Source organism: Methylomonas sp. BG-2, from assembly GCF_057766305.1.
Genome location: NZ_JBYMAP010000484.1, coordinates 1 through 1250, shown reverse-complemented (window position 1 = coordinate 1250; position 1250 = coordinate 1). Strand labels below are relative to the sequence as shown.

Genomic DNA, 1250 nt, shown 5'->3' with positions numbered 1-1250 from the left:
TTGGGCGCAAAGTTTCGACGCTGACTTCAAAACCGGCATCGGTTCGCTGCACATCGCTGACAACACGCAAAATGGGCGCTTTTTTTCCGGCCAGATTTCGCTGACTTATGACTTGTTTTCTCGCAGTCCCCTGGCCGCAAATTTCGACCCGGACACCGATACGCTGTCGGTCGGCAACCTCCTTCAAGCTTCTGCCGGAGTTCTGGTAACTTCCTCCGTGCCGTTGCCTTCGTCCGCATATTTATTCGGTATGACTGTGCTGGGTTGGATACGTCTTTCCAAGAGTAGAATTTATCGCGGTAATTTGAGTTAGTTTGATGGTCGTTAGAGTTATTGGGCCTTAACAGCAGATGATGGCGAAAACGGGTCGCGTCAGTGCTTGGTTGAGTTGCGGGAAATGTTAACCCGACAAGCCTCTGATCGCGTTGCACAGAATTTTGTAGATTTTTGACAAGACTGAACTACACTAAAAGCCAAGGGACTAGAACGATACAGCGATTCCGTTAATGATCTTGAATTGTCTAGATGACGAGGAGGTTTGCGACAGTGTTTCCAACTGATATTTTGCACCCGGTCGTAATGACCTTTATTGGTTCGTAGAATCAAAATACCGAGAAATACCAACGAACCCCGCAGACCCTAGGTCTTCGGGGTTTCGCGTTTTTATCGGGCCGGTACGGTAGAGATTCCCGTGCGATCTCGGTCTCTCGACCCGATCGCGGGTATAGCTGACAGAATTGATGGGCATATTCCGTTTTTGAAGCGCTAAACCGACCGCATCAAGCGGAGTGCCTTCATTGGCGCAAATCCCCACAAGAGGCTGTCGAAAAGTCAAAATAGAACCCTCTCCTCGCGGGAGGGCTGGGTGAGGGGAATAAAAAATCAATGCGTTACCTTGTAATTTCCCCGCGCCCCAACCCCTCTGCCGCAAGGAGAGGGACTTTTACGACACCCTCCACAAGAATAGGCTTGCTGACGGCATTAACGGGACTGTCGAAATGGTTTCCGATTTGCATCGTGCGAACTAATTCAACCGTTGACGCCGACAAACCCTCCAAATTGGTCATCGACAGGTCGCGTAATTGAAACGCGCTCGTTGCGGTTTCCGCCCAGCCGTACTGGAATGGCCCGTTTTGACCGGGGAATTCACAGTTCGAAACCAAAGTTATAGGCGGTCGCTGGGAATAGTGGACTTCTTCCGAATCGAAATAACCCAAGAATGCTTGCCGCCACCGGGCGCGGCAGTCCTG

The 1250-nt window shown here is 50.8% G+C and carries 2 protein-coding genes; one reads left to right on the top strand and one right to left on the bottom strand.

Annotated elements, in window-relative coordinates; translation table 11 throughout:
- Positions 1 to 313 (top strand): hypothetical protein (locus AC3B8H_RS21475; protein ID WP_488443537.1); only part of this gene is annotated, 313 nt, incomplete at its 5' end.
- Between the two features lie 577 nt (positions 314 to 890).
- Here AC3B8H_RS21475 and AC3B8H_RS21470 read toward each other — a convergent pair.
- Positions 891 to 1250 (bottom strand): hypothetical protein (locus tag AC3B8H_RS21470; protein ID WP_488443536.1); only part of this gene is annotated, 360 nt, incomplete at its 5' end.